Origin of the sequence: Tsukamurella tyrosinosolvens (genome assembly GCF_900104775.1) — a bacterium.
GTDB classification, from domain to species: Bacteria; Actinomycetota; Actinomycetes; order Mycobacteriales; family Mycobacteriaceae; genus Tsukamurella; species Tsukamurella tyrosinosolvens.
The window spans coordinates 1227935-1252857 of the sequence record NZ_FNSA01000003.1 but is presented as its reverse complement, the minus strand read 5'-3'; the positions used below and the strand labels follow the sequence as shown (position 1 = coordinate 1252857).

Here is a 24923-nt window from a genome sequence, read left to right as displayed (position 1 = left end):
CGCGCTCGAACGCAAGACGGATTCAGCGTGACGCCGCGGACCTACCCGCCACCCGGATCAGCACCAGTCCCCAGACCACCGAGAACACGGCCACCACGCACTGGAACCACTGCGGCGTCGGGCCGGGCGAGGCGATCTGCAGGAAGTTGCTCAGCGCGTGGAGCACGATCCCCGGCCAGAGCGACCCGGTGACCAGCCGGGCACCGGCCCACAGGAAACCCGCGGAGCCGGCGGTCACCACCTGCCACGCCGTCGCGCTCGCGGACTGCCCGAACAGCGCGTTCCCCACGTGCATCACCCCGAAGACCACCGATGTGGCGACCGCCGCCACCACGGGGCGTTCGGCGCGCAGCAGCGCCGTCATCGCCGGCCCGCGCGTCCCGAACTCCTCCGAGATCCCGGTCGCAGCCGTCCCGGCGGCCAATGACAGCAGGACCCACGACTGGCCGTAGATCCCCGGCACCCCGTCGCGGCCGATCAACGGGTACAGGCACGCGACGAGCAGCGGCGGCACCAGCCACGCCCACGCCCGGACCCGACCGAGGCGGAACAGCGCACCGTCGAACAGGCCCAGCCGCCAGGACGCCAGAAGAACGACGAGGAAGCTCAGCGCATCCGTGACGACCATGCCCACGTGCGGGAACCACCGCAGCCATACCAGGGGGTGGTCGAGCGACCCGAACCCGTAGGTCGCGCACCACCACAGCAGCATCAGCCCGAGCGCGCTCGTCCACGCGCGGGACCGCGACACGTCAGCCGATCCGGATGCCCTTGCCGACGGTGACCACGCCACCGGCGGAGACGTTGAACCGCTCGCGCTCGCGGTCGAGGTTCACGCCGAGGATCTCCCCGCGGCCCACCACGACGTTCTTGTCGAGGATCGCCTTCCGGACGACGGCGCCGGGCTCGATCTTCACGCCGGGCATGAGCACGGAGCCCTCGACGGTCGCCCCGTCGCCGATGGTGACGTTGGCGCCGATGACGGAGTTACGCACCGTCGCGCCGGAGATGATGCTGCCGGCGCCGACCATGGACTCCTGCGCGAGACCACCGCGCGCGAACTTCGCCGGCGGGAGGTTGTCGTTCTCGCAGCGGATGGGCCACTGACGGTTGTAGAGGTTGAAGATCGGGTACACGGAGACGAGGTCCATGTGCGCCTCGTAGAAGGCGTCGATCGTCCCGACGTCGCGCCAGTAGCCGGCGTCGCGCTCGGTGGCGCCGGGCACCTTGTTGTCGCTGAAGTCGTAGACGGCGGCCTCCCCGCGGGCCACGAAGGCGGGAATGATGTCGCCGCCCATGTCGTGGTCGGAATCCGGGTTCTCGGCGTCGGCGATGATCGCCTCGACGAGGGCCTGCCGGCTGAAGACGTAGTTGCCCATCGACGCGAAGGTGACCTCCGGGTCGTCGGGGGTGCCGGGCGGGTCCGCGGGCTTCTCCAGGAACTGGGTGATGCGGCCGGAATCGTCGGACTCGATGCAGCCGAAGGCCTTCGCCTCGGCCCGCGGCACGCGGATGCCCGCAACGGTGACGCCCGCACCGGATTCGATGTGCGCCTGCACCATCTGCGACGGGTCCATCCGGTACACGTGGTCGGCGCCGAAGACCACGATGTAGTCGGGATCGTCGTCGGTGATGAGGTTCATCGACTGGAAGATCGCGTCCGCACTGCCCGTGAACCAGCGCTTGCCCACGCGCTGCTGCGCCGGGACGGGAGTGATGTACTCGCCGCGGAAGCCGAACATGCGCCACGTCTGGCTGATGTGCCGGTCCAGCGAGTGCGACTTGTACTGGGTCAGCACGCACAACCGCTGATACCCGGCGTTCACCAGGTTCGACAGCACGAAGTCGATGAGGCGGTACGAACCGCCGAAGGGCACGGCGGGCTTCGCGCGGTCCGCGGTCAGCGGATACAGGCGCTTGCCCTCGCCGCCGGCGAGGACGATTCCCAGGACACGAGGCTGGTTGCTCACGGGGTCCACGCTAACCCCAATCCGGGCACCCGTGCAGCGTTCTGCGACAGTGCATCCTGTTCCACGGCGATGCACAGGCGTCCGGGCGGAGAACCACAGGTGAACCGCACCGCTCGGGCTCCGTCGAACCGGCTGCGTGCGGCCCCGGCAGGCTCTAGCGTGGTGCCATGCGTGTAGCGATGATGACGAGGGAGTACCCGCCCGAGGTGTACGGCGGAGCGGGCGTGCACGTGACCGAACTCGTCGCGCGACTGCGCAGCCTCTGCGAGGTCGACGTGCACTGCATGGGCGCCCCGCGGCCGGACATGGACGGCGTCACGGTCTCCGGCCCGGACCCCGAGCTCGCCGGCGCGAACACGGCCCTCGAGATGTTCTCCACCGACCTGCGGATGGCGAACCTCGCCGCCGAGGCCGAGGTGGTGCACAGCCACACCTGGTACACCGGCTTCGCCGGGCACGTCGCCGCACAGCTCTACGGCGTGCCGCACGTCCTCACCGCGCACTCGCTCGAACCCCACCGCCCGTGGAAGGCCGAGCAGCTGGGCGGCGGCTACCGCCTCTCCAGCTGGGCCGAGCGCAACGCCGTCGAATACGCCGATGCGGTGATCGCCGTGAGCCGCGGCATGGCGGACGACGTGCTCGACGCCTACCCGAACCTCGATCCCGCCCGGGTCCACGTCGTGCTCAACGGCATCGATTCGGAGGTCTGGCACCCGGCCCCCACCTTCGGCGAGGACTCCCCGCTGGTCGAGCGCGGCGTCGACCCGGACCGCCCCATCGCGGCGTTCGTCGGCCGCATCACGCGCCAGAAGGGTGTGAAACACCTGGTGGCCGCGGCACACCGGTTCGATCCGGACATCCAACTCGTGCTCTGTGCCGGCGCTCCGGACACCCCCGAGATCGCCGCGGAGACCGCGGATGCGGTGGCCGCGCTCGCCGAGTCGCGGGACGGCGTGCACTGGGTGCAGGACATGCTCCCCACTCCGAAGGTGCGCGAGATCCTCAGCGCCGCCACGGTGTTCGTCTGCCCGTCGGTGTACGAGCCGCTGGGCATCGTCAACCTCGAGGCCATGGCGTGCGGCACCGCGGTCGTCGCGTCGGACGTGGGCGGCATCCCCGAGGTGGTCGTGGACGGCGACACGGGCACGCTCGTGCACTACGACGAGGCGCACACCGACGCCTTCGAGGCCGGGCTCGCCGACGCCGTGAACGCGCTCTGCGCGGACCCGGCGCGCGCAGCCGCGTACGGCGCCGCCGGCCGGGCGCGGGCCGTCGCCGATTTCAGTTGGGAGTCCATCGCCGCGCAGACCCTGGACGTCTACCGGCACGCCATCGCCGCCCGCGGATAGCCCGCGCGCTCAACGCACGACCGGCGCGCCGCTACCGCACCGCGTAGACGCTGACGGTGCCCGACGCCGTCACGGCGGCGGTGCCGCCGGCGGTCAGCCGGGCGATGGCGGCCGCCCGCTCCTCGGGCGCACCGTGGTGCGCGCTCGGCCCCATCGCGACGAGGTCGGCCGCGGCCTCCGCGGTGAGATCCATGACCCACTCGTGCTTCTCGCGCGAGACGAGTGAGAAGTCGTGCAGCGCACCGTCGAGCCGGGCGACCTTCCCCTCCTCGACGGAGATCATCCCGAGCGGCTCGACGATCTCGCGCAGGTGCCGCGGCCCGGGGGTGAGCACGACGAGCCGGCCGCCGGGACCGAGCACGCGCGCGAACTCGGCGGCGTTGCGGGGCGCGAAGACCGACAGGACCGCGGCGACGGCACCGTCGGCGACGGGCAGGCGCGCCCACCCGTTCGCGACGACCGCCCCGATCGACGGCCCCCGCCGGGCGGTGCGCCGGGCGGCGGGCTTGGAGAGATCGAGCCCGATGCCGGTGCCGCCGAGCCCGTTCGCGGCGCGGACCGCGCAGGCCCGCGCGAGGTACTCCCCCTCGCCCGCGCCGCAGTCGAGGACCGTGCCGTGGGGCGCGGTGGCGGCGGCCGCCGCCACCGCGGCGTGGAAGGTTTCGTAGTGGCCGGTCGCGAAGAAGCGCTCCCGGGCGGCGATCATCGCGGCGTCGTCGGCGATCAGGCCGCTCGCGTCACCGGCGAGCAGGGAGACGTAGCCCTGGCGGGCGACGTCGAAGGAGTGACCGGCCGGGCACAGCAGCGTGCCGCCGTCGGCGTCGAAGCCGCCCCCGCAGTGCGGGCAGGCGAGCGCGGGCAGGACCGCGACCAGTCCGGGCGGTACGTGCACCATGGGACCCCCTGTGAACGAGAAGATCCCGCACGGTCACACCGCGCGGGATCTCCGATGAAAGCAGGACGACGGGGCTACGACGTGACGCCGCGCAGCTCCTCGCCGAGCGCAGCGGCCTCATCCGGCGTGAGCTCCACCACGAGGCGTCCACCACCCTCCAGGGGTACGCGCATCACGATCCCGCGCCCCTCCTTGGTCGCTTCCAAGGGGCCGTCCCCCGTACGTGGCTTCATAGCCGCCATCCGTTGCTCCCTTCCGATCCTTCACCCGCCCGAGCGCAGCCCGCAGCGGGTCCGCTCCACATTCTAGCCTGTGCGCTGCACCGATCGGTGCGGACCACTGGCAATGTGCACCTAATCGGCCTCGCCCGGGGCGTCGGTCGCGGCCGCCGCGGGTTCCTGCTCGGCGGCGAGGCGGGCGCGCAGGACGTCGATCTCCCGTGCCAGTCGTTCGAGGGCCCAGTCCACCTCGGCGGGCTTGTACCCCCGTACCACCTGCTGGAACCGGAGGCCGCGGACGTCCACGCCCGTGACGTCCTCGGCGGGCAGCACGGTCGGCGTGGCACCGGTCTCGAGCGGCGGGGTCTCGTCGCCTCGCCCGAACACCAGCGCGGCCACGCCGTACAGCACGGCCGCGACGGCCAGCAGACCCAGGGCGTACAACACGATCACCATGGGGCCATCATGCCCGAACCTCGGGGAGGAAGAGGACACCGTCGGTCCGGGCCAGGCGCTCGGCATCCAGCGGGAAGTACGCGCCGAGCACGTCCCGGTCCGTCCGCGCGGCCGCGCCGCGCAGCCGCTCGGCGAGGTCGGGCCCCGCGTACAGGCGGGCCGGGTCGGCCTGCGCGCGGCTCAGTTCCCCCTCGACGGTGCCCGGCGCCGGCGCGGCGAGTCCGTGCGCGGGCGCTGCGCCGATCGCCATCGCCACATGCCGGTACCCGTCGCCGAGGCGCGCCGCCGCCTGCGCTCCGCCGCTGAACCAGCGCACGGTGTGCGGCCCCATCCGCATCTCGCTCACCCCGCGCTGCAGGTGCAGGTTGTGCGCGAACGCGATGGTGCCGCCGCGCGGCGCCTCGCGGCGGGCGATCGCCAGGAGGTTGCGCCCCATCATCACGTCCCGCTGCGCGCTGAGCCGGCCGAGGCGGTCCGCGGTGTCGGTCGCCATGATCGCGTGGTAGCGCAACAGGCCGACGGCGGTGGCGGCATCCGCCTGCAGCCACCACCGGTCCTCGTCCCGCTCGGCGAGGTCCGGGACGTGCGCGTCGAGAACGGCGCACAGGTCGTCGGTCAGCAGGCGCAGCCGCTCGGCGTCGACGGTCCGCCCGACGCCCCGGTCCGCCTCGTACATGGCGGCCTCCTCGGTCCACCGCGCTTCGTCGCCGAACAGCGCGTCGAGGTCGGCCTCCGCGACGACGTCCGGGGCGACCTCGGCGATCGCGGCCCGCAGACGGAGCAGGAACGCACGGGGGCTCGGGGCCGCCGCCATCTCCATGGGGCCGTCGAAGCCGTAGAACCGCACCGGCGCGTCCAGCGTCCGGTTGAGCGCGCGAAGCGTGCGCAGCAGTTCACCCGTCGCCTCCAACGCGTGGAGGTAAGGGTGACTGAAGCCCTCGGCGAGGACCCGCTGCGGGTCGAGGTCGGCGCCCGCGAGGTAGTCGTTGACCAGCGGCGAGCGGTGCAGGTCCGACTCCACCGCGATCGAGCGGAAGCCGCCGCGCAGCACGAGGTCCTCGATCACCGCGTTGCGGGCGCGGAGGATCTCCTCGGACCCGTGCATGGGCTCGCCGAGGGCGAGCAGGCGGGTCGGGGTGGGCGCATCATGGAGGAAGGAAACGAGGTCTACCCGGTCATGGTTCATTCCTTTCACGATATCGTTGAACACTCCGTTGAAACTTCGCCCCAGAATCACGTGGAAGATGCCGAATAACCCTCAAAGCACGGTGCGCCCGGTCGACCTCGCGCGCCCCCACGGGCTCTCCACCCAGGCGGTGCGCAATTACGAGGAACAGGGCGTGCTGCCTCCGGCCGGACGCACCCCGTCGGGCTACCGCGCCTACACCGAGCGGCACCGACTCGCCCTCGACGCCTTCCTGGCGCTCGTCCCCGGGTGCGGGCACGCACGGGCGGGCTCGATCCTGCGCGCGGTGCATCGCGACGACCCCGACGCCGCCTTCGCACTGCTCGACCAGGCGCACGAGGAACTCGCGGGCGACCGCGACACCTTCCGCCGGGTGCGCGCCGCCCTCGGCGACCTGGGCGACCCCGGCGACGACGACGGCGCCGCACTGTTCGTCGGCGAGGTCGCCCACCGCCTGGGCGTCGTCCCGGCGACGTTGCGCGCCTGGGAACGGGCGGGCATCGTCCGGCCGGCGCGCGACCGCGCCACCGGCTACCGCGTGTACTCCCCCGCCGACGTCCGCGACGCGCGAATGGCGGAGCAACTGCGGCGCGGCGGCTACGGCCTGACCCGGATCGCCGAGCTCACCGAGCGCGTCCGCGAGGCGGGCGGGGTGGAGCCGCTGCGCGGGACGCTGGACGGCTGGCAGGCGAACCTCGTCCGACGGGGCCGCGCCCTCGTCTCCGGCGCCGCGGCACTCGACGCCCTGCTGGGCTGAGCAGCTACACCAGGGACGTCACCGGCGGCCGATCCTGGAGCGAGACCTCCGTGGTGACCTCGGTGAACCGATCCTCGGGTCCGGGCTCCACGAGGTACTGCGTGATGCCCGCCCCGGAGTCCTCGATCCCGCAGCGCCGCAACGCCGTCCCCAGGATCTGTCGACTCATGACGCCGAGGTCGCGCAGGTCGCGATTGCGGTGCTTGCGCACCGAGAGGTTCACCTGTGCGATGCCCGCCAGCCCGTACCGGGATTCCGCGTCCAGCAGCAGGCCGATCTCCACGCCGTAGCCGGCTGCGAAGGGCACCGAGGCGAGGAACTCACGGGTCCCCGCGTACTCGCCGCCCAGCGGCTGCAGGATCGCGCGCAGCGACGGCCGCAGCGCCGCCAGGATCGGCCGCGCCACCAGCTCCGTCACGCGCCCGCCGCCCGTCGGGTCCTCGCCCTGCTTGAAGACGCGCAGCGGTCGCCGGTAGTACGCCTTGACGAGGTGCACCTCGGGATGGAACAGCATGGGGCCCAACAGCCTCGGCACGTACCGCGGGTCGGGATCGATCAGGTCGGAGTCGACGAAGGCGATGAGGTCGCCCGACGACGCCGCCACCCCGCGCCACAGGGCCTCCCCCTTGCCGGGCACGGGCGGCAGCCCCGGGATCGCCTCCTCGCGGCTGATCACGGTGGCGCCCGCGGCGCGGGCCCGCTCCGCCGTCGCGTCGGTCGAGCCCGAGTCGAGCACGATGAGCTCGTCGACCAGCGTCCCGACTAGCGGCGCGATGGTCTCGACCACGGCGCCGACGGTGGCCTCCTCGTTCAGGGCGGGGAGCACGACGGAGACGGTGCGTCCCGCCTTCGCGGCGACGAGCTCGTCGATGCTCCAGCGGGGCTCTTCGAAGAACCTGTGCGCGGTGCTCATGCGAGACCCCGCACGACGCGCGCGGGCGGCCGGGCGCCGTCGATGGAGGCGACCATCTCCACTACGCGGCGCGTGTCGGCCACCTGGTGCACGCGGAACATGCGGGCCCCGGCGTGCGCCGCGAGGGCCGTCGCGGCGAGGGTGCCGGCGACGCGCTCCTTGAGCCCGGCGTCCAGGGTCTCGCCGATGAAGTCCTTGTTGGACAGGGCCATCAGGACCGGCCAGCCGGTCCCGACGAGCTGGTCGAGGTGCCGCAGCAGCGCGAGCCCGTGGTGGGTGTTCTTGCCGAAATCGTGCGTGGGATCGATGACGATGCCGTCCTCCCGCACGCCCGCCGCGAACGCGGCCTCGGCCGCGGCGGCGAGCGAGTCGCGCACGTCGGCGACGACGTCCGGATAACGCACCCGGAAGGGGCGGGTGCGGGGCACCGCGCCGCCCGTGTGCGAGCAGACCAGCCCGGCCCCCGTGGCCGCCGCGATCCGGGGCAGATCCGGGTCCGCACCGGCCCAGGTGTCGTTGATGAGGTCGGCCCCGGCGTCCACGGCGGCTTCCGCCACCGACGCCCGCCAGGTGTCCACGCTGATCAGCAGGTCGGGATGCCGGTCCCGCACCTGCGCGATGAACGGCACCGTCCGCGCGATCTCCTCGGTCGCGTCCACCTCCTGGCCCGGGCCGGCCTTGACGCCGCCCACGTCCACCACGTCGGCGCCCTCGGCGACGGCCGCGTCCACGCGGTCGAGCGCGGCGTCCACCGCGAAGTAGCTACCGCGGTCGTAGAAGGAGTCCGGCGTGCGGTTGATGATCGCCATCACCAGCGCCCGGTCGCTCGGCACCGGGCGGCCGCAGAAGGTGGGGCGCACGGGGATCGGGCCGCCCGACGGTGCGGTCATCCTAGGAGCGCAGATCCGGGACCTTGGCGGCCGCGACGTCGTCCGCGTACCCGTCGTAGGCGGGCACGTAGCCGTCCGCGCCACCGACGAAGACGTACAGCGGGTCGTCGCCGGTCTCGGCGAAGCCCTGCTTGCGGAGCTCGCCCTTGAGGCTCTTGAACGTGGAGGTGACCTCCAGGCTGGGCACGACGCGCGCGTAGAGCGGGATCGCGTAGCCCGGCAGCTCGTTCCGCAGCTGCGTGGCGAGCGCGGCACCGTCGAACTCCCGCCCCTCCGCGAGCTTCACCGCAGCCATGCCTGCCTTGCCGTCGGCGCCGGGGATCGCGACGCCGTAGACGATGGCGCCCTCCACCTGGTCGGCCTCGTCGAGCGCGCCCTCGACCTCGGTGGTCGCGACGTTCTCGCCCTTCCACCGGAAGGTGTCGCCGAGGCGGTCGACGAAGGCGATGTGATCGAAGCCCTGATTGGTCACCACGTCGCCGGTGTTGAACCAGACGTCGCCGTCCTTGAAGCCGTCGCGGATCAGCTTGGCGTCGCCCGCCTTCCCGTCGGTGTAGCCGTCGAAGGGCGCGGACTTGGTGATCTTGGTGAGCAGCAGGCCGTTCTGGCCCTTCTTGACCCGCTGCAGCCGGCCCTTCGCGTTGCGCAGGGGGCCGGCGGTGTCGAGGTCGTACTCGACCACGGCGTGCGGCAGGGGGCACAGTCCGACGGTGCCCTCGATGTTGAAGACGTTGACGAAGGCGATGTTCGTCTCGCTCGCGGCGTAGAACTCCATGATCCGCTCGATCCCGAAGCGCTCCTGGAAGTCCCGCCAGATCTCGGGGCGCATGCCGTTGCCCGCGGCCACCCGGATCGTGTTGGACCGGTCGCTCGGCTTGGGCGGCTGGTTGAGCAGGTAGCGGCAGATCTCGCCGATGTAGATGAACATCGTGGCCGAGTTCTCGTTCGCCTCGTCCCAGAACTTCGTCGCCGAGAACTTGCGGCCGATCGCGAGGGTGGCGCCGGAGACCAGCACCGAACCGAGGGCGACGAGCGCGGCGTTGTTGTGGTACAGCGGAAGTGGGCAGTACATGACGTCGTCGCGGCGCATGCGCACGGCGGTCGCGCCGAAGCCGGCCATGCCCTTGAGCCAGCGGTAGTGCGTCATGATCGACGCCTTCGGCATGCCGGTGGTGCCCGAGGTGAAGACGTAGAAGGCGCGGGTGCTCGCGGGCAGAGTGGCGGTCACGGCCGGGTTCTCGGTCGCGCGCGGGTCCTGCTCGCGCACCTGCCGGGCCTGCTCGGCGAGCTCGTCGATGGTGAGCACCACCCCGTCGGCGGGGCGGTCCGCGGCGTCGAGCGAGTCGAAGGCCTCGAGGTCCTCCGCGCCGGCGATGATCGTGCCGGTGTCGAGGATGCCGAGGCTGTGCCCGAGCACGGCGCCGCGCTGGTTGTAGTTGACCAGGCCGGCGGTGGCGCCGACCTTGACGATCGCGAGCATCACCAGCACCATCTGCGGGTGGTTGTGCATGACGACGCCGACCACGTCGCCCACTTTCACGCCGCGCTGGAGCAGCACGCGCGCATAGGTGTTCACGGTGGCGTTCGCCTCGCCATAGCTGATGCCCTCGCCGTGGAAGCGCAGGAAGTCGCGCGACGGGTGCTGCGCCGCGCGCTTGGCGAACACCGTGCCGATGCTCTCCTTGCTGTTCGGCGTACGCAGCAGGATCGACGGGCCCTCCTTGACCAGGAGAGGCAGGTCGGGCAGCAGCTTCCCGACGCCCCTCGCCAGATCCGCGACGCCGACGGTGCTGTTCTTATGCGTAGAGCTCACGCGGCGAGCCTACCGTGGCACCGCCGTACCACGGCACGCCTCGAGGGCCGCCGTGACGTCCGTCGCGCGCAACAGCCGTCCGAGAGCCGCGTCACCGACGAAGCCCTTCGCCTTGAGCCCGTCGATCCAGTCCAGCAGCGGTGCGTAGAAGCCGTCGTGATCGAGCACCACCACGGGCTTGTCGTGCATGGAGAGGTAGCCCGCGGTCCAGGCCTCGAAGAACTCCTCGAGGGTGCCCACGCCGCCCGGCAGCACGAGGAAGGCGCCGGCGTTGTCGTCCATGAGCTGCTTGCGCTCGCGCATGGTGGCGACGACGAGCAGCTCGTCGGCGCCGTGGTCGGCGACCTCGCGGTCGACGAGCGCCGTCGGGATCACGCCCAGGGTGTGGGCGCCGCCGTCGCGGGCGGCCTGCGCGACCGCGCCCATCATGGACACGTGCCCGCCGCCCCACACCAGGGAGTCGCCTCCGGCGGCGATGCCCCGGCCCACCTCGGTGGCGAGGTCGATGTACTCCTGCGGCACGGGGCGCGAGGCGCAGAACACGGCGATCGCGGTCACGAGGGATCCACCTCGCTGGCCTCGGCCTCGCGCTCGCGCGCGGCGTCGGCGCGCACGATGATGTCGATCGCCTCGGCCACCGAATCGGTGACGGTGATCAGGTCGGCGTCGCCGGGCGAGACCATGCCCTGGTCGGTCAGCGTGCCCCGGATCCAGTCCACGAGGCCACCCCAGTAGGCGGAGCCCAGCAGCACGATCGGGAACCGGGTCACCTTGTGCGTCTGCACCAGGGTCAGCGCCTCGAAGAGCTCGTCGAGGGTGCCGAAACCGCCGGGGAGGCAGACGAACGCCTGCGCGTACTTGACGAACATCGTCTTGCGCACGAAGAAGTACCGGAAGTTGATGCCGAGGTCGACCCAGTCGTTGAGCCCCTGCTCGAACGGCAGCTCGATGCCGAGCCCCACCGAGAGGCCGTCGGCGTCCTTGGCGCCGCGGTTCGCGGCCTCCATCGCGCCCGGACCGCCACCCGTGATCACGGCGTAGCCCGCGCGCACCAGCCCGGCGCCCAGCTCGCGACCGGTGGCGTACTCCGGCGAATCCGGCTTGATCCGAGCGGAACCGAAGACGGTGACGGCCTGCGGCAATTCGGCGAGCGCGCCGAAGCCCTCGACGAACTCGGCCTGGATCCGCATCACGCGCCAGGGATCGCGGTGCAGCCAGTCGGCGTCGTCCGCGTTCGCGAGGAGCCGCTGATCGGTAGTCGACGACTCCGTCGCCGCCGCGCCCTGCACGCGCACGGGGCCGCGGTAGCGCAGGTAGTGGTCGTGGGAGGGCTTCTTATCGGAGGCCATGACGCACAACCTACCCAGCGAGGAAGGCGCGCAGCACGGCGGCCACCTCGGTGATCTGCGCGATCTCCACGTGCTCGTCGCGCTTGTGCGCGTAGTTGGGGTCGCCCGGACCGAAGTTCACGGCGGGGATGCCCAGGGCCGCGAAGCGCGAGACGTCGGTCCAGCCGTACTTGGCGCGGAAGCGACCGCCGGCGGCCGCGACGAGCTCGGCCGCGGCGGGCGCGCCCAGGCCGGGCAGCGCACCGGGCGCGGCGTCGGTGACCTCGAAGCCGAGGGCACCGTCGGCCAGCGGTCCCGCGAGGACCTCCCGGACGTGGGCGACCGCCTCGTCGACCGTGCGGTCCGGCGCGAAGCGGAAGTTGACGTCCACGAACGCCTCGTCGGGCACGACGTTGCCGGCGACGCCGCCCTCGATCTTCACGGCGGAGAGGCCCTCGCGGTACTCGCAGCCGTCGATGTCGACGGTGCGCGCGGAGTAGTCCTGCAGGGCGGTGAGAACGGGGCCGAGTTTGTGGATCGCGTTGTCGCCCAGCCACGACCGGGCGCTGTGCGCGCGGACGCCGCTCGCGGTGATGCGCACGCGGATGGTGCCCTGGCAGCCGGCCTCGATGAGCCCGCCCGAGGGCTCGCCGAGGATCGCGACGTCGGCCCGCAGCCATGCGGGGAGCTCGCGCTCGATGCGGCCGAGACCGTTGAACTGCGAGGCGATCTCCTCGCACTCGTAGAAGATGAGGGTCAGGTCGTAGGCGGGATCGGCCATCGTGGCGGCGAGGTGCAGGAAGACCGCGTCGCCGCTCTTCATGTCGACGGTGCCGCAGCCGTGCAGGACGCCGCCCTCGCGGCGGCTGGGCACGTTGTCGGCGATCGGCACGGTGTCGAGGTGCCCGGCGAGCATGACGCGCTGCGGCAGCCCGCGATCCGTCCGCGCGAGCACGTTGTTCCCCACGCGGAGCACCTCGAAGCGGTCCAGCGCCCGCAGCGCGGCCTCCACCTCGTCGGCGATCCGTTCCTCGTCGTGGCTCACGCTGGGGATGTCGACCAGCGCGGCGGTGAGGTCGATCGGGTCAATGGCGATATCGAGGGGCACAGCCCCAGCGTAGTGGCGCTACGGGACGCGACCACCGCCAAGGCCCCGACCGAGGAGTCACCTCTCCAGGGTGGGTGCTCAGATCCCGAGGATCGCCTTGGCGATGAGGAAGTACAGGATCAGGCCCGTCGCGTCCACGAAGGTGCTGATGAACGGGTTGGAGAAGACGGCCGGGTCGACGCCGATGGATTTCGCGACGATCGGCATGAGCCCGCCGACGGTGGCCGACATGGTGCACACGCCGAAGAGCGTCGCGCCGATGACCAGTCCCACGTCGACCCCGAAGAGGGCGCCGGCGATGACCGCGCCGAGCGTGCCGAGGACGAGGCCCAGCGTGGCGCCGACACGGACCTCGCGTCCCAGCACCCGGAAGACGTCGGAGGTGGTGATGTCGCCGAGGGCGAGCGCGCGGGTCACGGTGGTGGCGGCCTGGTTGCCGGTGTTGCCGCCGGTGCCGATGATGAGCGGCACGAACAGCGAGAGCACCACCATCTCCTGCAGGCTGTCCTCGAAGACGGAGAGCACCTTGACCGTCAGCGTCGCGCCGATCGCCAGGACGAGCAGCCACACGACGCGCGAGCGCACCAGGGTCCGCACGGGCGTCGACAGATAGGGGCGGTTCAGCGGCTCCACGCCGCCCTGGCGCGCCGCGTCCTCGCTCTCCGCCTCCTCGAGGATGCGGAGCGCGTCATCCACGGTGAGGATGCCGACGAGGCGGTGCTCGTCGTCGACGATGGGCATCACCAGCAGGCGCTGCTCGGCGCAGCGGCGCGCCGCCTCCTCGGCGGACTCCCGCGCCCGGGCCGTGCCCGCGATGTTCATGATCTCGCTGACCGGCGTGTCGGGGGCGCTGCGCAGGAGACCGCGCAGCCCGACGATGCCGACGAGTACCCGCCCGGGGCCGACGACGGGGATGCCGTAGATGGTCTCGACGTCGTCGATGTGGGCCTGCACCGCGGCGAGCGCCTGCTCGGCGGTGTCGCCCGGGTGCACCGAGACGAACTCGGGGGTCATCTCGCGGCCGACGGAGCCCTGCGGGTAGCCGAGCAGCGCGGCGGTGGCGGCGCGCTCCCCCTCGGGCAGGCCGTGCAGCAGCCGCGCGGCGACGGTCGCGGGCAGCTCGTCGAGCAGGGTCACGCGGTCGTCGGGGTCGAGCTCGGCGAACAGCCCGGTGACCTGTTCGTCCTGCAGGTCGTGGATGAGCTCGCCCTGCAGCGGCGCGTCGAGGGATTCGAAGACGGTGAGCGCCTCGTCCTTCGCGAGCAGCCGGAAGACGACGGCGCGGTCCTTGCGGCTCAGGCGCTCGAGGACGTCCGCGACCTCGTGGGACGCCAGGGGCGCGATGAGCGAGGAGACCGTGGTCAGATCCCCGTCGTCGACCGCGTCGTCGATCCGGTTGGCGAGCTTGGCCGTGTCGAGTGTCGTGGTCACTCGCTGCACGGTATCCGAATCCACCGGCTCCGCAGCGCGAGCGCGTCGGGGACGGCCGGCGACACCGGGACGGGGCGCGGCGACCGTGGCCGTCGCGCCCCGTCGAGTTCGAGCTGGCGCGCCGCGCTACGGGGTATGGCCGCCCGCACCGCCCGCACCGCCGGTACCGCCCGTGCCACCGTCGCCGCCGGCACCCCCGGAACCGCCCGCGCCGCTGAGGAGGCCACCGGACTGCCCCCCGTCGCCGGGCTGGCCGCCCTGACCGGTGCCGCCGGGTTGGCCGCTCTGGCCCGCGGTGCCCCCCGCACCGGACGCGCCCGTGCCGCCGGTGGACCCGGTCGCGCCGGAGCTGCCCGTGGCGCCGCTGGAGCCCGTCGCGCCCGTGGCACCGGACGCTCCGGACGACCCGGCCTGCCCTGCCTGGCCGGCGCCGCCGAAGAGCCCGCCGGAGCCACCCGCGCCCGCGGCGCCGCCGGCGCCACCCGAGCCGCCGGAGCCACCCGCGCCGCCCAGGCCGCCGGAGCCGCCCGCGCCCGGGTTGCCCGCGGCACCGCCGGCGCCGCCCGATCCGCCCGGGCCGGACGCGCCGCCGCTCCCGCCCGCGGTGCCGTTGCCGCCCTGGCCGCCCGTGCCGCCCTGGCCGCCGCTACCGCCGGGGGCCGAGATGGGGCTGCCCGGGGGCCGGATGCCGTTTCCGCCGGTGCCACCGGTACCGCCGGTACCGCCCGTGCCACCGGTGCCGCCGGTGCCACCGGTACCGCCGTCGCCGCCGGGTCCGCCCCGGCCACCCGTGCCGCCGTCGCCCGCATCGCCGCCGGTGCCACCGGTGCCGCCCGTGCCACCGGTACCGCCGGTGCCGCCCCCGCCGCCGAAGCCGCCCGCGCCACCGGCTCCGCCGCCGCCGAAGACGCTGAACAGGCCCGCGGCGCCGCCGGCGCCGCCGAGGCCGCCCGCGGTACCGGGAGTGCCAGCACCGCCGGTCCCGCCGGTCCCGCCCGTTGCGCCCGGGGTGCCCGACCCGCCGGTGCCGCCGACGCCACCCGTGCCGCCGACGCCGCCGTCCTTGCCGTCGGTGCCGGCGGTCGTCGCGTCGGTTCCGGGGTCACCGGGTCCGCCGGGGCCCCCGTTGTAGCCGGAGGGATGGAAGACGGGCGGCAGGAGGCTGATCCGGCCGTTGCCTCCTGTGCCTCCCGGGGTGCCGTTCGGGCCGGTGGTCCCATTGGTCCCGTTGGTGCCGGCCGCGCCCGTGGTGCCGCGGGACCCCGTCGACCCCGTGCTGCCGTCGGCACCGTCCGTGCCGCGGGCCCCGGTGACGCCCGTGGCGCCCGTCGTGCCCTTGGCGCCCTGGGCGCCGTTCCCTCCTGCACCGCCGGCGCCGCCGAAGCTGAACAGCGCGAAGGTACCGGCGCTGCCGCCGGCACCGCCGTTGCTACCCGCGGCGAGGCCGTAGCCCGCGGCGCCGTTGCCGCCGCGACCGCCGTCGCCGAAGAGGAGTCCGCCGCTGCCGCCCTTGCCGCCGGCGACGCCGACGACGGTGCTGTTCCAGCCGTTACCGCCGTGGCCGAGCAGGAGGCCGCCGTTCTGTCCGTCGGGATGCGCGGCGGTACCGTCGGCGCCGTTGCCGATGAAGACCCGCACCACGTCGGCGAAGGGGTTGATCGGTGCGACGAAGTCCGCCATGGCGATGATCCCGTTGCCGACCAGGTCGGCCACCTGCAGCACCAGCCCCACGACGGGCGTCATCAGCGAGGTCACCTGCGCGATACCGGGCAGCGGGATCTGGGGCACCGGGCCCGACAGGGGCGCGAGGGGCGAGCCCGTGCCGGAGAGGATCTGTGTGAGCCCCGGGAGGACGGAATTCGCTCCGCCGAGTACCGATTCGGCCACCGACGCCGCGGAGCTCGCCGGCGCGGACCGGGCCGCGGGAGCGCCGAACGATGCCGGCGCCGCCGTGCCGGGCGAGCGGCCGGTACCCGCCAGGGCGACCGTCTGCGGGGCGAACGTCAGGGGACCCGTCACCCGAGCGCCGTCCCCGCCCGACGGTGCCATCGGCACCGTCCAGCCCGCGGGCAGCGGAACCGCCCTCACGACACCGTCGACCTCGGTGAGCACCGCTGCCACCGCGACCCGGGCCGGGGTGAACGCAGCGGGCAACAGGTGCTCCTGCTGGACCGGCGGGGCCGCGGTGAGCCCCGCCGTGACGCCGGGCGCGGCGACCAGCGCACCCGTACTGACGATCGCGACGCCCGCCGCCGCGAAACGATGAGTTCTACGTGACATGACCACTCCTTGATCGGGACGTACTGCCTTGTCCAGCAAACTCCCAGCGAGTGCACAGGTCGTGAGTAGTCGACTACTCAATTCCGCAGGGCGGACCGTTGTCCGGCGCCCGGCGCACTACTCGGGACCAGCGGCGAGGACGCCCCGGCCACGCCGGGTACATGCGATCGAGGGCGCCCGGCGCTCGGTCGTCCTCCTCGCCTGGGGACGCGCCCACCACGGCCGTGCCGGTACCCTGATCGGGTGACGAATCGTGGAGCGAAGGCGTACGGACTGGCCACCATCACCGACGACGGGACGGTGCTCGACACCTGGTTCCCCGCGCCGGAGCTGACCGACGGCGGCGGTACCGCCGGCACCGTGCAGGATCCCGACGGCGCGCCGGAGGTCCTCACGGCCTCCGCCGGCGCGGACGCGGCCCGCAAGGTGCGGATCGTGGTCGTGCAGACCACGATCGCCGATCTCGGTGCCGCCCCGGCCGACGCGCACGACGTGTACCTGCGCCTGCACCTGCTGAGCCATCGCCTAGTGCAGCCGCACGGCCTCAGCCTCGAGGGCCAGTTCGGCCTCCTCGCGAACGTCGTCTGGACCAACTTCGGCCCCTGCTCCCCCGTCGACTTCGAGTCGGTGCGCGCGGCGCTCTTCCCCCGCGGCCACGTCACCGTGTACTCGGTGGACAAGTTCCCGCGCATGGTGGACTACGTGCTGCCGAGCGGCGTGCGCATCGGCGACGCCGACCGGGTGCGCCTCGGCGCGCACCTGGCCGAGGGCACGACCGTCATGCACGAGGGCTTCGTGAACTTCAACGCCGGCACGCTGGGCACGGCGATGGTCGAGGGCCGCATCTCTGCGGGCGTGGTCATCGGCGACCACTCCGACGTGGGCGGCGGCGCGTCGACGATGGGCACCCTGTCGGGCGGCGGCAAGGAGATCATCAAGCTCGGCGAGCGGTGCCTGCTCGGCGCCAACTCGGGCCTGGGCATCCCGCTCGGCGACGACTGCGTGCTCGAGGCGGGCCTCTACCTCACCGCCGGCACCAAGGTGACCGGCCCGGACGGGACGCAGGTCAAGGCCCGCGATCTGGCCGGGCAGAGCAACCTGCTCTTCCGTCGTAACTCGGTGACCGGCGCGGTCGAGGTCGTGCCGTGGAGGAGCGAGGGCGTCGAGCTCAACGCCGCCCTGCACAAGAACTGATCGGACGACGACGAGAAGGGCGGCCGGTGCGCGCACCGGCCGCCCTTCTCGTGCACCGTCAGTGCATTCTGTTCGCGGTCGCGTCCCGCGACGGTCCCGTCGCGCACCCGAGGCCGCTGAGGACCCGGTCGAGCGCGCGTTGCAGCACGGGCTCACCGCTCACGGACTCGGAGACGGACACCCGCGGCGAGCCGGTGCCCGCACATCCCGGATGATTCGCCACCAGGCGTGATTCGACGATCCACAGCCCGACTCCGCACAGCACCACCGCGCCGCACAGCGCCGCGATCAGCGCAATCCTGACTCTAGTGAATGTCATCTTCACCACCTCTCCGCAACCGAACCTCGCTCCTGTTTGCAATAGCGTACCACTGATCGCCCGTTACTTCGCAGAGGAAAGCACTGCCGCCGTCCGCGATCCGGACGATCCGGTTCTCAATCCGCGCGCAACAGGTCGTGGACCTGCACGAACGCCGCCCCTACCGTCGGAGGGACGGGATCACGGTGATCCCGGTCACGACCGGACAGGGAACTGCACATGAGCGCCTCCACGATCGACACCACGACGTACGACCGGCTCTACATCGGCGGCGACTGGGTCGCCCCCGCCGGCCGCGGGTCGATCACTCCGATCAACGCGAGCACGGAGGAGCCGCTCCCCGCGGTGCCCGAGGGCGTGGAGGCGGACGTCGACGCCGCGGTCGGCGCGGCCCGCCGGGCCTTCGATGCACCGTCGGGCTGGCGGACGTGGGAACCCGCACGCCGGGCCGAGGTGCTCGAGCGGTTCGCCGCCGAGCTGGAGGCCCGCGCCGACCGCATGATAGGCCTGGTCAGCGCGCAGAACGGCATGCCCGTCTCCGTGGCCGCCCAGCTCGAGGGCTCGTACCCCGCCACGCTGTTGCGCTACTACGCCGGCCTGCTCCGCGCCCCGAGCGCGCCGGACCTGCGGGACGGCCTCTTCGGCGGCGTCGTCGAGGTGCGCCGGGAGCCGATCGGCATCGTCGCCGCGATCGTGCCGTGGAACTTCCCCCAGACCCTCGCCATGTTCAAGATCGCCCCGGCGCTCGCCGCGGGCTGCTCCATCGTGGTCAAGCCCTCCCCCGAGACGGTGCTGGACGCCTTCCTGCTCGCCGAGGCCGCCGACGCCGCCGGCCTGCCCGCGGGCCTGCTCAACGTGGTGCCGGCCGGCCGGGAGGTGGGCGCCTACCTGGTCGCGCACCCGGGCGTCGACAAGGTCGCGTTCACGGGCTCGACGGAGGCCGGGCGCGCGATCGGCGAGACCTGCGGCCGGCTGCTGCGGCCCGTCACGCTGGAGCTGGGCGGCAAGTCCGCGGCGATCGTGCTCGACGACGCGGACCTCGACCTGGGCGCGATCGGCGAGGGCCTCTTCGTCGCGACGCTGCTCAACAACGGTCAGACCTGCTTCCTCGGCACCCGGGTCCTGGCGCCGCGCTCGCGCTACCAGGAGGTGGTGGACGCCTTCACGGCCTTCGCGGGCTCCCTCACCGTCGGCGACGCCGCGGATCCCGCGACGCAGGTCGGGCCCCTCGCCACCGCGCGACAGCGGGAGCGCGTCGAGGGCTTCATCGCGCAGGGCCGCGCCGACGGCGGCCGGATCACGGTCGGCGGTGGCCGCCCCGACCGGGACCGCGGGTGGTTCGTGCAGCCGACCGTGTTCGCGGACGTCGACAACGAGGCGGCGATCTCGCGGGCGGAGATCTTCGGCCCCGTGCTGTCGGTGATCGGGTACGACGACGTCGACGACGCCGTGGCCATCGCGAACGCCTCCGACTACGGGCTGGGCGGCACCGTCTGGACCTCCGACCCGGATCGCGGTGCGGCCGTGGCCCGCCGGGTGCGCACGGGCACGATCGGCGTCAACCGCTACATCCCGGATCCGGTCGCCCCCTTCGGCGGCGTCAAGGCCAGCGGCCTCGGCCGCGAGCTCGGGCCCGAGGGCCTGGCGGCGTACACCGAGCTGCAGACGATCTACCGCTGACCCGCGCCGGGGTCGGCCTCGAGCTCGCCGCCGTACCGGGCGGCGAGCTCGCCGCGGGTCGTGACCCCGAGCTTGGCGAAGATGCGGGTCAGGTGGAACTGCACCGTCTTGGGTGACAGGTAGAGCTGCTCCGCCACGCGCCGATTCGTGTCCCCCGCGACCACGAGGCGGGCGACGTTGAGCTCGTGCGGGGTCAGCGCGGCGACGTCCGCGTCGGCGGGGCCGCCGGCCCGCCCGAGCTCCCGATCGGTCGTGCGGAGCGGTGCGTGTGCGCCCAGCGACGCGAAGACCGCCGCGGCCTCGCCGAGGTGATGCGCGGCGTCCCGGCGGTGACCGGTGCGCCGCAACAGCATCCCCAGGTCGAGGTGCAGGCCGCCCGCCGCCACGGGGAACGGATCGGCCTCGGCGAGGCAGTCGCGCAGGGTCTCCGCCGCCGCGTCGGCGTCCGGTTCGGCCGCCGCCCGGGCGGCGCGCATCCGGATCCGCGCGGGCGTGCTCTGCGGGGCCGGCGCACCGTCGAGCAGGGCGACGGCCTCCTCGGCTCGTCCCGCGTCCACGAGGGCCCGGGCGGCGACGGGGTGCCAGGGCCAGAAATCCGGTCCGACCGTTCGCGCCGCCGGGTCGGCGAGGAGGGGCTGGACCGCCGCCAGGACGGCGCGCGGGCCACCCCGGGCCGCCGCGGCCTGCGCGAGCGCGGCCGGGATCCGCTGCGTCAGATAGCCGGTCGGGGCCACGCGCGCGGCGGCCGCGTGCCGGTCCGCGGCCTCGGCATCCCCGCGGAGCGCGCGGATCTCGGCGGCCGTCCAGTGCGCGAGCGGCGAGCACAGCACGATCCCCGTGCTGTCGCCGAGCTCCACCGCCTCCCGCGCGCTCTCCAGTGCGGCGTCCCAGTCGCCGATCTCGAACTGCACCCGCGCCAACCAGCCGAGAGCCCACAGCGAGACCCGGTGCGCGCCGCCCACGGCGTCGCGGGCGGCGGTGAGCGCGGTGCGGGCGCGGTCGAGATCGCCGAGCCCGTACTGGATCCAGCCCACCCCGAGCATGAGCCGCTGGGACACCGCGACGGGCAGGCCCGTCTCGGCGAGGCCGGCGTCCACGGCGCGGGCGGCACCGACGAGGTCGCCGGCCGCGGCGGCGCCGAGCCCGCGGAAGGCGCGGGATTCGATCGCCGGCGGTGCGGCTCCGCCGAGCTCGATCGCCCGGTCGGCCCACGCGATGAGCGCGGGTCCGTCCCAGCGCACCAGGGCGTCCAGGCCCCGACGGTGCGCGATCCGCGCGGCGGGGAGCGGGCTGAGCCGCGGGTTCACCGCCTTCCAGGCCCGGTCGAGCCGGTCCTGCGCCTCCGCGGGGCGGCCCGACTGGATGGCGACGTAGCCGAGCACGGAGTCCCGTTCGGGGCTGGGCGGCAGTGCCTCGATGGCGGGCACCAGCTCGCGCGCGGCGCCGAGGTCACCGGCGCTGACGTAGGCGTCGACGGCGGCGATGCGCAGCTCGCGGGCGGCCTCGGCGTCGTCCGCGACGCCGGTGGCGGCGGCGAACGCGGCGGCGGCCGCGGACCATTCGCCGCGGGCTGCGAGCGCGGCGCCGTCGTCGGCGAGGGCGGTCGCCAGCGCGGGATCGCTGCGGAGCACCGCGGCGGCGCGGTGGCGCAGTGCGCGATGCGGGTCGACGACCTCGGCCGCGGCGGCATGCAGGCGCGCCCGGTCGGCCCACGACGAGGCCTCCTGCACGGCGCGGGCGACGACCGGCGCGAGCGGCAGCACCCACGGCCCGTCGCGGTCGCGGCGGGCGAACACCAGCCCGCGGTCCGCGAGTGCGTCGAGCACGTCCGCGGTCACCTCCACGCCCGCGACGGCGGCGAGGTCCGTGGGGGCCGCGCCCCCGAGGATCGCGGCCGCGAGGGCGACGCGCGCGGCACCCTCGCCGACCTCCGTCAGCGCCGCCGCCACGCGCTGCCGCTCACCCGCGGGCACCGCGTCCGGTGGCTGCGCACCGGAACGCGCCGCCTCGTCGAGCGCGGCCAGCGTCGCCTCGACGGCGCCCGCGGTGCGCCGGTGCACCCGCACCGCGCCCGCTGCCGGGAGATCGAGTCCGAGGGTGCGGGCCAGCGCGGCCACCTCGTCGGGCGTGAACGCGTCGACCGAGAGGATCACGTCGGGGCCGAGCGCGCGGGCGGCATCCCGCCAGAGGTCGGAGACCGGCGGCTCGGCGGTCGCGCGTGCCAACACGACGGGTGTCCCGCGCTGCGCCGCGGCGGCGAGCTCGCCGAGCTCGGCGGCCGCGAGCCGCTGGGCGTCGGCGACCACGACGGCGCCGGCCGCGAGGGCCGCGCGCAGGCGGTCGCCGTCGTCCGGCGCGAGGCCGCCGAGTGCCTGCACGACAGGGGCCTCCGGGTGCGCCAGCGCCGCGAGCGCCCGCGCGCCGCGGCCGGACGGGTCGCCGACCACGGCCAACCGGGCTCCGCGGATCCGCCGCACCGACCAGGGGTCCATCGCCCCACGATAGGCGGGCGGCGGGTCCGCGGGGCGGCGGTTCAGCCGAGATCCCCTCCGCCGACGGGCAGCACCGAGCCGGTGAGGTAGCCGGCCTCGTCGCTCGCCAGGAAGCAGATCACGGCTGCCTGCTCGTCGAGCGTCCCGTAGCGGTGCATGAGGCTGGACTCCAGCGTCTGGTCGATGTGCGCCTGGAACCAGGCCCGCTCGGCGTCGGTCTCGGGGGCGTCGCCGCCGCGGGGGATGCGCCGCGGCGGCGCCTCGGTGCCACCGGGGGCCGAGGCCACGACACGGATCCCGCTGTCGGCGTATTCCATCGCGAGCGAGGCGGTGAGGGCGTTGACGCCGCCCTTCGCCGCCGAGTACGGCACGCGATGCACGCCGCGGGTGGCGACGGACGAGACGTTGACGATGACGCCGTGGCCGCGCCGCTGCATCGACGGGAGCACGGCCCGGCAGGAGAACAGCGTGGTGAGCAGCGATCGGGTGACCTCGGCGCCGATCTGGGCCTCGGTGAACTCGGTGAAGGGCTTGAACCACATCGCCCCGCCGACGTTGTTGACGAGCACGTCGATCCGCCCGAAGCGCTCGAGCGCCTGCGCGGCGACGTCCTGTGCGCCGGTGAGCGATTCGAGGTCGGCCACGGCGGCGACCGCCTCGGATCCGTGGCGCGTGAGCTCGTCGGCGAGCTCACGGACCAGGTCGGACCGGTCGACCACCAGCACCCGGCCGCCCTCGGCGTGCACCCGGCGGGCGACGCGCTCGCCGATCCCCTGCGCGGCGCCGGTGACCACGACGACCTTCCCCGCGAACCGGCCGGGATGCACGAACGCCGGGGTGCGCGCCAGCTCCTGCTCGCGCATCGCGCGACGGGTGGTCTCCATGGACCGGTCGGCGTGGTCGGCCACGAGCGCGCGGGCGGTCTCCCGGTCGCCGGCGGCGACGGCCTCGACGATGTCGAGGTGGTCCTGCGCGCACCGCGGGTGGATCCAGGTGGCGCTGCGCAGCGTGGTGTCCATGTGGCTGCGGACACCGAGCCGCTGGTAGGCGGCGAGCAGGTGCTCGTTGCCGGTGAGGGTGAACAGGTAGTCGTGGAACGCCGCATTGGCCTCGGTGTAGCCGGCGGCGTCGGTCAGGCGGTCACCGTCGAGGTACGGCACGGTGGCCTCGGCGAGCAGCCGGTAACCGGCGAGCTGGGGCGAGCCGATCCGCCCGAGGACCAGTTCCAGCGCACCGAGTTCCAGCGCCTTGCGGGCCTCGAAGACGGCGTCCGACTTGCGGATGTCCGGGTGCTCCTCGCCGATCTCGTACCCGCCCGGGCCGGCCGGCTCCGGCGGTTCGACGACCGGCTGCAGGTCCCGTGCGGCGAGGATCGGCTGCCCCGCGAGCCCCCGGGCGTCCGGGTTCTCCACGAGCGCGCCGCCCGCGTCGACGAGCAGGCCCGGGTACGCGAGGGCACCCGTGGCGACGGGGACCGGCGCGGCGGGCTCCTCGGGCACCGGCGCCGCGGCCGCGGGGGCGGCGACCTCGGCGGCCGGAGCAACGTCGATGGGCGCCGCTGCCGGTGCCGCTGGGGCGGGCGCCGCGGGAGTCGAGGCGACGGCCGGCAGGAACTTCTCGTAGTAGAAGCCCGTCGGCGTGATGCCCAGGCGGCCGAGCTCGGCGCGGAAGCCGTCGATCATGGGCGGCGGCCCGCACAGGTACACGGCCACGTCGCCGCCGTGCAGGTGCGCGGTGCGGAGGATCTCGGTCACGTGCCCGCGGTGCGCGGCGGTGCTGGCGGGGTCGGAGACGCAGTGCTCGAAGTCGAACTCGGGCAGCTCCTCCCGGAGCCCGGCGAGCACATCGAGCCGCGTGACGTCCTGGTCCTGTGAGACGCCGTAGAGCAGCTGGACGGTGCGCCCCGGGTCGCGGGTCCGCATGGACCGCAGCATGGACAGCATGGGCGCGAGCCCGGTGCCGCCGGCGACCAGCAGCGCGGGCCGGTCCGCCTCGCGGAGGAAGAACGAGCCGAGCGGGCCCCGGAAGGTCACCCGGTCGCCGACCTGCGCGCGGCCGGTGAGCCAGTCCGACATCGCGCCGCCGCTCGGGATGAGCTTGACCAGGAACTCCAACTCCTCGTCGTCGGGGTGTGACGCGAACGAGTAGGACCGCTCGGCGTCGGGCGCACCGTCGGCCCCGGATCCGGGCACGGCGATGTTGACGTACTGCCCGGGGAGGAAGGCCAGGCGGTCCCGCTCGTCGGCGCGCAGCCGCAGTCCGACGGTGCTCGGGGTGAGCCGCTCGAGGCCGGTCACGGTCGCGGCGAATTCACCCACCTGCGTCTTCGCGACCGCCGAGGTGCTGCTGATCTGCAGCACCAGGTCGGAGGTCGGCGACATGGAGCAGGGCAGGCAGTAGCCCTGCTCCGCCTCGTCCGCGGTGAGTGCGTCGTCGACGTAGGTCCCGCCGTCGTACGTCCCGGATTCGCAGAGCGCCTTGCACGTTCCGCACGCCCCGTCGCGGCAGTCGAGCGGGATGTTGATCCGCTGCCGGTACGAGGCGTCCGCGACGGTCTGTCCCGGGTCGACTGAGATGAACCGGGTCACCCCGTCCTCGAAGGCGAGCGCCACCTGATGCGCCATGATGAGATCCCTTCCGCCCG

21 protein-coding genes are annotated in these 24923 nt (G+C 73.7%); 4 read left to right on the top strand and 17 right to left on the bottom strand.

All coding sequences use genetic code 11. The features are described from left to right. Positions 1-22: 22 nt before the first annotated feature. Complete coding sequence (locus tag BLW32_RS07695) at positions 23-751, bottom strand: CPBP family intramembrane glutamic endopeptidase (protein ID WP_068741142.1); 729 nt, start codon at positions 749-751, stop codon at positions 23-25. A 1-nt stretch (position 752) separates the two neighbouring features. Continuing rightward, positions 753-1970: a glucose-1-phosphate adenylyltransferase gene (gene glgC, locus BLW32_RS07690; protein WP_068524771.1), complete on the bottom strand. Its 1218-nt coding sequence runs from the start codon at positions 1968-1970 to the stop codon at positions 753-755. A 167-nt stretch (positions 1971-2137) separates the two neighbouring features. On the opposite strand from glgC, the gene glgA reads away from it, so the two are divergent. Then, a complete protein-coding gene (glgA, locus tag BLW32_RS07685) occupies positions 2138-3319 on the top strand; it encodes a glycogen synthase (protein WP_068741141.1) in 1182 nt (393 codons plus the stop codon). A gap of 31 nt (positions 3320-3350) precedes the next feature. Here the strand turns inward: glgA and BLW32_RS07680 are convergent, their stop codons facing one another. The 4 genes from BLW32_RS07680 to BLW32_RS07665 form a co-directional block, all read right to left on the bottom strand. Continuing rightward, entirely contained in the window at positions 3351-4214 is an 864-nt protein-coding gene (locus BLW32_RS07680; RefSeq protein ID WP_068741140.1) for a putative RNA methyltransferase, read from the bottom strand. Between the two features lie 74 nt (positions 4215-4288). Continuing rightward, positions 4289-4456, bottom strand: coding sequence for a DUF3117 domain-containing protein (locus BLW32_RS07675; protein WP_068532479.1), 168 nt, complete (start codon positions 4454-4456; stop codon positions 4289-4291). Between the two features lie 111 nt (positions 4457-4567). Beyond that, on the bottom strand, positions 4568-4888 hold the full coding sequence (locus BLW32_RS07670) for a DivIVA domain-containing protein (RefSeq protein ID WP_068524580.1): 321 nt from the start codon (positions 4886-4888) through the stop codon (positions 4568-4570). 7 nt (positions 4889-4895) lie between these two features. Next, the gene (locus BLW32_RS07665; RefSeq protein WP_068741139.1) at positions 4896-6074 is read right to left on the bottom strand and encodes an erythromycin esterase family protein; all 1179 of its coding nucleotides are present in this window, start codon (positions 6072-6074) and stop codon (positions 4896-4898) included. An 82-nt stretch (positions 6075-6156) separates the two neighbouring features. Here BLW32_RS07665 and BLW32_RS07660 point away from each other — a divergent pair, with 82 nt between their 5' ends. Then, complete coding sequence (locus BLW32_RS07660; RefSeq protein ID WP_254779350.1) at positions 6157-6831, top strand: MerR family transcriptional regulator; 675 nt, start codon at positions 6157-6159, stop codon at positions 6829-6831. 4 nt (positions 6832-6835) lie between these two features. Here the strand turns inward: BLW32_RS07660 and BLW32_RS07655 are convergent, their stop codons facing one another. The 8 genes from BLW32_RS07655 to BLW32_RS28315 all read right to left on the bottom strand — a co-directional run bounded on the left by BLW32_RS07655 (position 6836) and on the right by BLW32_RS28315 (position 16594). After that, positions 6836-7744 (bottom strand): glucosyl-3-phosphoglycerate synthase, encoded by a 909-nt coding sequence (locus BLW32_RS07655; protein ID WP_068524577.1) that lies wholly within the window; start codon positions 7742-7744, stop codon positions 6836-6838. Further along, on the bottom strand, positions 7741-8634 hold the full coding sequence (gene folP / locus BLW32_RS07650) for a dihydropteroate synthase (protein WP_068741137.1): 894 nt from the start codon (positions 8632-8634) through the stop codon (positions 7741-7743). Before folP ends, BLW32_RS07655 begins: the two co-directional genes overlap by 4 nt. Position 8635: 1 nt before the next feature. Further along, a complete protein-coding gene (locus BLW32_RS07645; RefSeq protein WP_068524575.1) occupies positions 8636-10447 on the bottom strand; it encodes a long-chain-acyl-CoA synthetase in 1812 nt (603 codons plus the stop codon). 9 nt (positions 10448-10456) lie between these two features. Then, positions 10457-11005 carry an LOG family protein gene (locus BLW32_RS07640; RefSeq protein WP_068524574.1) on the bottom strand — a complete coding sequence of 183 codons (549 nt, stop codon included), beginning with the start codon at positions 11003-11005 and terminating at the stop codon, positions 10457-10459. Next, the gene (locus BLW32_RS07635) at positions 11002-11796 is read right to left on the bottom strand and encodes an LOG family protein (protein WP_068524573.1); all 795 of its coding nucleotides are present in this window, start codon (positions 11794-11796) and stop codon (positions 11002-11004) included. Before BLW32_RS07635 ends, BLW32_RS07640 begins: the two co-directional genes overlap by 4 nt. A gap of 10 nt (positions 11797-11806) precedes the next feature. Next, positions 11807-12883, bottom strand: coding sequence for a succinyl-diaminopimelate desuccinylase (gene dapE, locus BLW32_RS07630; protein ID WP_068741136.1), 1077 nt, complete (start codon positions 12881-12883; stop codon positions 11807-11809). 78 nt (positions 12884-12961) lie between these two features. Continuing rightward, complete coding sequence (mgtE, locus tag BLW32_RS07625; RefSeq protein ID WP_068741135.1) at positions 12962-14314, bottom strand: magnesium transporter; 1353 nt, start codon at positions 14312-14314, stop codon at positions 12962-12964. A 126-nt stretch (positions 14315-14440) separates the two neighbouring features. Further along, positions 14441-16594: a PGRS repeat-containing protein gene (locus tag BLW32_RS28315; protein ID WP_156486392.1), complete on the bottom strand. Its 2154-nt coding sequence runs from the start codon at positions 16592-16594 to the stop codon at positions 14441-14443. A 243-nt stretch (positions 16595-16837) separates the two neighbouring features. Here BLW32_RS28315 and dapD point away from each other — a divergent pair, with 243 nt between their 5' ends. Next, the gene (dapD, locus tag BLW32_RS07615) at positions 16838-17788 is read left to right on the top strand and encodes a 2,3,4,5-tetrahydropyridine-2,6-dicarboxylate N-succinyltransferase (RefSeq protein WP_068741133.1); all 951 of its coding nucleotides are present in this window, start codon (positions 16838-16840) and stop codon (positions 17786-17788) included. Positions 17789-17846: 58 nt separating this feature from the next. On the opposite strand, the gene BLW32_RS07610 is transcribed toward dapD, so the two are convergent. Beyond that, complete coding sequence (locus BLW32_RS07610) at positions 17847-18107, bottom strand: hypothetical protein (protein ID WP_139286101.1); 261 nt, start codon at positions 18105-18107, stop codon at positions 17847-17849. Between the two features lie 219 nt (positions 18108-18326). Here BLW32_RS07610 and BLW32_RS07605 point away from each other — a divergent pair, with 219 nt between their 5' ends. Beyond that, positions 18327-19787 carry an aldehyde dehydrogenase gene (locus BLW32_RS07605; RefSeq protein WP_068741132.1) on the top strand — a complete coding sequence of 487 codons (1461 nt, stop codon included), beginning with the start codon at positions 18327-18329 and terminating at the stop codon, positions 19785-19787. Here the strand turns inward: BLW32_RS07605 and BLW32_RS28310 are convergent. Both BLW32_RS28310 and benC read right to left on the bottom strand, forming a co-directional pair. Then, on the bottom strand, positions 19778-22279 hold the full coding sequence (locus tag BLW32_RS28310) for a helix-turn-helix domain-containing protein (protein WP_068741131.1): 2502 nt from the start codon (positions 22277-22279) through the stop codon (positions 19778-19780). The two genes, BLW32_RS07605 and BLW32_RS28310, sit on opposite strands and share 10 nt — an antisense overlap. A gap of 41 nt (positions 22280-22320) precedes the next feature. Continuing rightward, a complete protein-coding gene (gene benC / locus BLW32_RS07595; protein ID WP_068741130.1) occupies positions 22321-24903 on the bottom strand; it encodes a benzoate 1,2-dioxygenase electron transfer component BenC in 2583 nt (860 codons plus the stop codon). Positions 24904-24923: the final 20 nt, after the last annotated feature.